The following is a 5360-nucleotide window of genomic DNA, read 5'->3' as shown; positions in this document are numbered from 1 at the left end:
CGGGCAGGCGCCGCAGGCCGGGGCGTGGGCGGTGCAGATGGTCTGGCCCAGCAGCTTCATCAGCCGGTGCAGCTCGGCCAGGTCCTCGGCGTCCCACGCCTCCGGCAGCTGGCGCATGAACAGCTCATAGCCGGCGTCGTAATCCGCCTCGGGCGGCAGCAGCCCCAGCCGGCCGCCGAGCCGCAGCAGATGCGTGTCGAGGGCCAAAGCGCGCTTGCGCAGGGTGCTGAAATTCAGCACCGCGGCGGCGATTTTCGATCCGACCCCTGGCAGGCGGCGCAGCCACTGCATCGCCGCCTCCTCGTCCAGGTCGGCCAGATGGTCGAGGGACAGGCGGCCGGTGCAGGCGACGATCATGCGCAGCGCCTGGGGCAGCTGCTCGGCCTTCGCATCCGCCAGATTCACCGGCCAGATGATGCGCAGCACAGCCCGCGGCGACTCCTCGCACAGCCAGTCCCAGGACGGATACTGCCGGCGCAGCTCCCGAAATACGCGCCGCGACACCTCGTCCCGGGTCTTGGACCCCAGCATGCTGCGGACCAGCTGGCTGACCGGGTCGCGGCGCCGGGCGTCGCGCCGAGGCCCGAGCCGCGCCAGCAGCCGGTCGCGGATGCGGGGCAGGGGCGGATCGTCGTCGAGGGCGAGCGAGAGCTGCATTCTGGTCACCGCGACCGCGTTCCCGCGACCCGGTGCGCGGCGGCCAGCGCCGACCGAGCCCAGCCGACCAGTTCTTCGGGCTCGTCGAACAGCCGGTCCGGCGCGCGCCAGAAGGACAGGTCGATGGTGCGGCCCTGCTTCTCGTAACTGAGCGGCGGAAGCCCTTCCGCCTCCTTGAACGCGGCGCGGTTGTGGTCGTCGACCCGCAGATACAGGGCGTCCTCCGCGACCACGCCGAACATCACCCCCTCGCAGAACAGGCCGGTCGCGCCGAACATGCGCCGGGGCGCGATCGCGCCGAGCGGCGCGAGCTGGTCGCGCAGAAAGTCGATGAAGCTGTCGCGGGCTGCCATGCTCGATCCCCGAGAAGAGGCGATGGTTCATCTTAGGAACAAATGCGGAACATGGCAAGCTGGAATCGGCGCCTTGGCCGCCTCCGGCACGCATGGGATAAGGGGCCACCGCTCCGCTTCGAGACCGACCATGTTCCGACTGCCCGCGCTGCCCGCTGACACCGCCGCCCTGGCCCCGACCGACCGCAGCCGGCGGATGCTGGAGGCGGCGCTGGCCGGGGCGGAGGCGATCCGGACCCTTCAGGCCGGCCGCTGGGAGGGCGCGGCGCTGGAGCGAAAGGGCGCGCGCGACTTCGTCACCGCCGCCGACCGGCAATCCGAGGCGGCGGTGGCCGCTTCGCTGTCCGCCGCCTTCCCGGACCATGCCATCGAGGGCGAGGAGGGCACCGCGATCCAGAGCCAGGGCGCCGGCACCTTCCTGGTCGACCCGATCGACGGCACCACCAACTTCGCCTGGGGCATGCCCTTCTTCGGCATCGCCATCGCCCTGGTCGAGGGCGGCGAGACCGTGGCCGGCGTGGTGCTGGACCCCAGCCTGGGCGAGGCCTTCGTCGCCGAGCGCGGCCATGGGGCCTTCCTCAACGGCCGGCGGCTGCGGATCGAACGCACGGTGGCGCCGGAGGAGGCGCTGATCGGCGCCAGCCTGCCGGTGCCGGGCCAGGTGCGCAGCATCGATGTCGAGGCCTACCACGGGGCGCTGCGGGCGGTGATCGACCGCGCCGCCGGGGTGCGCCGCCTCGGCTCCGCCGCGCTCAGCCTGTGCTATGTCGCGGCCGGCCGGCACGACGCCTTCTTCGAGGATGGCCTGTCGCCGCTCGATTACGCCGCCGCGGTGCTGATGCTGCGCGAGGCCGGCGGGATCGCCACCGGCTTCGACGGCGGCCCGATCCCGCCGACCGGGGCGGTGCTCGGCGCCAATGCCGGGCTGCATTCCTGGCTGACTGGGTTGTTGAGCGGAGGCTGAGCCGAGCCCGCGACCGCGCCGCCCCCTCACTCGAAATCGCTGCGCGATTTCGACCTCTCCCCAAGGAGAGGTGAATCGGACTCGGCTCGGAAACCCCTCTCCTCGGGGAGAGGGAGGGGCCCGGCGCCGCAGGCGACGGGAGGGTGAGGGGCCGATCTAGCCAGCGCGCCCGCCGGCCCGGCGGAGCACCACCTCCTGGGCTTCGGCCTGCAGCTCGCCGCGCCAGCGGGGCAGGGCGTGCGGGTGGGCCTGCTGCAGCCAGGCGATCATCTTCTCCCGCACCTCGCAGCGCAGGTCGAAGGCGCGGCCGGAGTTGCGGGCGCTGACCAGCATGCGGATCTCCATCACCTGCTCGCGGAAATCGGTGACCTGCAGCACGGCAACCTGGCCGTCCCACAGCGGCGAGGCCTTGGCGATCTCGTCCAGCCTGCGCCGCATCTCCGCCACCGGCGCGGTGTGGTCGAGATAGAGGAAGACGCTGCCGATCAGGGCGGAGCCCTCGCGGGTCCAATTCTGGAACGGCTTCTCGATGAAGTAGCTCAGCGGCAGCACCATCCGCCGCCAGTCCCACAGCCGGACCACGACATAGGTCGAGGTGATCTCCTCGATATTGCCCCATTCGTTCTCGACCAGGACGGCGTCGTCGATCCGGATCGGCTGGGTCACCGCCAGCTGGATGCCGGCGAAGATGTTCTTCAGCACAGGCTGCAGCGCCAGGCCGATGACCAGCCCCGCGGCGCCGGCCGAGGCCAAAAGGCTGATTCCGTATTGCCGCACCCCCTCGAAGGTCATCAGCGCGGCGGACAGGGTGACCATCACGATCAGCGTGGCCGCGACCCGGCGCAGGATCCGGGTCTGGGTGACGTGCTTGCGCGCCAGCAGGTTGTCCTCGGCGTCCAGCGTGAAGCGGCGCAGATAGACGGTCATCCAGATGTGCAGCGCGGTCAGCGCCACCCAGCCCAGCAGGGCGATGAAGGCCAGCAGCAGGACATGGTGGACGATGCCGGTCTCGGCCTCGGTCAGCGGCGCGACATTGGCGGCGGTCGAGATCGCCACGATCATCGCGGCCAGCCGCGTCGGCCCCTCGGTGCGCGCAACCAGGGAGCGCCAGAACAGGTTCTTCAGGTCCTTGCCGGCGACGATGCGGGTGGCGGCGCGGAACAGGATCCTATGGACGGTCCTGGCGGCCACCACGGCCAGGGCCAGCATGCCGAGGCTGATCGCCCAGGGCGGCATCCAGGGCAGCTGGGCCTGGAACCAGTCCAGCCAGCGGTCGATGGTGTCGATCATCGGCAGTCCCATGCGGGTGTCCCCTCTGCATGGCAATGCGAGGGGCCGCGATGGGTTCCGCCCTAGGGGCGCGGTGGCGCGGCGGACATCGCCTCCAGCACGCCCGGAGCGTCGGTGGTGATCTGGTCGGCGCGCAGCGCCACCAGCCGGGCCAGCGCGGCCGCGGCGCCCGGATGGTCGGGGTTCAGCGTCCAGGCGTCGACCGTTTTGCCGGCGGCGTGACAGGCGGCGATCAGGTCGACGCCCAGCGCGTCGGCGCGCAGCACGATGGGATACGACAGGTAGATCATCGCCGCCTCCGGCGCGCGGTCCAGCGCCGCGGCGATGAAGCGCTCGGCATCCACCGCGCCGCGCAGCGTCGCCAGCGTGCCGTCGTCGCAGGGATCGAAGCCCAGGCGCAGCCCCGGCACGACCGCGCCCAGGCGGCGCACCGCCGCCCAGTCGCCGCCGCTCAGGATGAAAAGGCCGGCCAGCGGCGCCAGCGCGGTTCGGAAGGCGTCGATGCTGCGATCGTCCAGGGCGCCACCCGCCTCCTTCAGGTCGAGCTGGACCAGCGTGGCGCGATCAGCCCCGGTCGCGGCCAGCTCTGCCAGGTCTTCGAGCAGCAGCAGCCGCTCCCCGGTCGGGGTGCCGTCCTTGCTGCGCATGTGCAGGGCCCGCAGCTCGGCGAATGTAGCAGCCGCGACCGGGCCTTGGCCGGTGGTCTCGCGGTCCAGCGTGTGGTCATGCAGGCAGGCGAAGCCGCCATCGGCGCGGCGGCGCAGATCCACCTCCATCGACGCGCCCAGCGCCATGCCCTCGCGCAGCCGGGCCGGGGTGAAGGGGACGTCCTCGGGCCGGCGCTGCAGCCGGTGCCATTTCAGCCGGGTGGCGTGGCCGTCGGCGATGATCGCGATGCCGTCAGGCATGGGCTTGCTCCGGTTGCCGGGCGGGTTCGGCCAGGGTCAGGTGGCGGGCGGGCTGGCCGGCGCGGAACACCGCGCAGCGGGCGGGGCGCAGCGTCACCGCGGCGCCCTCGGCGATGCCGTCGGCCCGGCCGAGCTGCAGCTTCAGCACTACGCCGCCGCCGATGTCCACATCGGCCATGCGCACGGCGCCGAGATCGACCAGACGGTCCACCCGGCCGGCCACGGCGTCCGGCGTGCCCGCCGGGACCGGGACCAGGTCCTCGGGCCGCAGCGCCAGGGTGCAGGGGCCGTCCGGCAGGTCGCAGGGCAGGGCGAGATCCTGCCAGCGCAGCCGCCCGGCCTCGACCCGCGCCTCGGCCAGGGTCATGGTGCCGATGAAGCCGGCGACGAACTCGGTCTCCGGCCGGGCATAGATCTCGCCGGGCCGGCCGACCTGCTGGATCCGCCCGTCCTTCATCACCACGATGCGGTCGGCCAGCGTCATCGCCTCCTCCTGGTCGTGGGTGACGAAGACGGTGGTCAGGCCCAGCCGGCGCTGGATCGCCCGCACCTCCTCGCGCAGTCGCACCCGCAGATGGGCGTCGAGGGCGGAGAAGGGCTCGTCCATCAAGAGGATCTTCGGCTCCAGCACGACGCAGCGGGCGATGGCGACGCGCTGCTGCTGGCCGCCGGACAGCTGGCCGGGATAGCGGTTGCCGTAGCCGGACAGGCCGACCAGCTCAAGCACGCCGTCGACCCGGCGGTCGACCTCGCCGCGGGTCAGGCCCCGCAGGCGCAGGCCGAAGGCGATGTTGCGGGACACGGTCATGTGCGGCCACAGCGCGTGGCTCTGGAACACCATGCCGGTCGGGCGGCGGTTCGGCGGCAGGGCGCCGATATCGGCGCCGTCGATCGCGACCCGGCCGCCGCTCGGCGTCTCGAAGCCGCCGATCATGCGCAGCACGGTCGACTTGCCGCAGCCGGAGGGCCCGAGCAGGCAGACCAGCTCGCCGTCGCGGATCGCCAGCGACACCTGGTCGACCGCGGCAGTCTCGCCGAAGCGCTTGGTCAGGCGGTCGAGCTCGATCGTGGCCATGCGTTTCTAGGCTCCCAGCCCGCGCGCGATGGTGCGGGCGCTGAGGATGTTGCGCGCGAACAGGAGCGCGACGAAGGACGGCACCCAGAGCAGCACGGACAGCACCGCGCCGT

Annotated in this window: 6 protein-coding genes; 1 reads left to right on the top strand and 5 read right to left on the bottom strand. The window is 72.3% G+C overall.

What is annotated here, in order from left to right; translation table 11 throughout:
• The coding region (locus ABDW35_RS31535; protein ID WP_343717802.1) for a hypothetical protein at positions 1–657 on the bottom strand (657 nt) is incomplete at its 3' end.
• 5 nt (positions 658–662) lie between these two features.
• The gene (locus ABDW35_RS31530; RefSeq protein WP_343717801.1) at positions 663–1010 is read right to left on the bottom strand and encodes a TfoX/Sxy family protein; all 348 of its coding nucleotides are present in this window, start codon (positions 1008–1010) and stop codon (positions 663–665) included.
• A gap of 130 nt (positions 1011–1140) precedes the next feature.
• On the opposite strand from ABDW35_RS31530, the gene ABDW35_RS31525 reads away from it, so the two are divergent.
• Positions 1141–1974 carry an inositol monophosphatase family protein gene (locus tag ABDW35_RS31525; RefSeq protein ID WP_343717800.1) on the top strand — a complete coding sequence of 278 codons (834 nt, stop codon included), beginning with the start codon at positions 1141–1143 and terminating at the stop codon, positions 1972–1974.
• A 156-nt stretch (positions 1975–2130) separates the two neighbouring features.
• Here ABDW35_RS31525 and ABDW35_RS31520 read toward each other — a convergent pair whose 3' ends face one another.
• Genes ABDW35_RS31520 through ABDW35_RS31510 form a run of 3 tightly spaced genes read right to left on the bottom strand, consistent with a single transcriptional unit; the run spans position 2131 to position 5247 of the window.
• Complete coding sequence (locus tag ABDW35_RS31520) at positions 2131–3276, bottom strand: mechanosensitive ion channel family protein (RefSeq protein WP_343717799.1); 1146 nt, start codon at positions 3274–3276, stop codon at positions 2131–2133.
• Between the two features lie 50 nt (positions 3277–3326).
• A complete protein-coding gene (locus ABDW35_RS31515; protein ID WP_343717798.1) occupies positions 3327–4172 on the bottom strand; it encodes a glycerophosphodiester phosphodiesterase family protein in 846 nt (281 codons plus the stop codon).
• Positions 4165–5247, bottom strand: coding sequence for an ABC transporter ATP-binding protein (locus ABDW35_RS31510; protein WP_343717797.1), 1083 nt, complete (start codon positions 5245–5247; stop codon positions 4165–4167). Before ABDW35_RS31510 ends, ABDW35_RS31515 begins: the two co-directional genes overlap by 8 nt.
• Positions 5248–5360 lie beyond the last annotated feature (113 nt).

This window comes from Inquilinus sp. (genome assembly GCF_039594555.1).
Classification (GTDB): Bacteria; Pseudomonadota; Alphaproteobacteria; order DSM-16000; family Inquilinaceae; genus Inquilinus.
This window is presented reverse-complemented; position numbering and strand designations above follow the sequence as displayed.

Excerpts from the sequence above, each read along its gene's own strand:
- ABDW35_RS31520 (WP_343717799.1), bottom strand. The coding sequence starts at position 3,276 with ATGGGACTGCCGATGATCGACACCATCGACCGCTGGCTGGACTGGTTC.
- ABDW35_RS31510 (WP_343717797.1), bottom strand. The coding sequence starts at position 5,247 with ATGGCCACGATCGAGCTCGACCGCCTGACCAAGCGCTTCGGCGAGACT.
- ABDW35_RS31530 (WP_343717801.1), bottom strand. The coding sequence starts at position 1,010 with ATGGCAGCCCGCGACAGCTTCATCGACTTTCTGCGCGACCAGCTCGCG.
- ABDW35_RS31525 (WP_343717800.1), top strand. The coding sequence starts at position 1,141 with ATGTTCCGACTGCCCGCGCTGCCCGCTGACACCGCCGCCCTGGCCCCG.
- ABDW35_RS31515 (WP_343717798.1), bottom strand. The coding sequence starts at position 4,172 with ATGCCTGACGGCATCGCGATCATCGCCGACGGCCACGCCACCCGGCTG.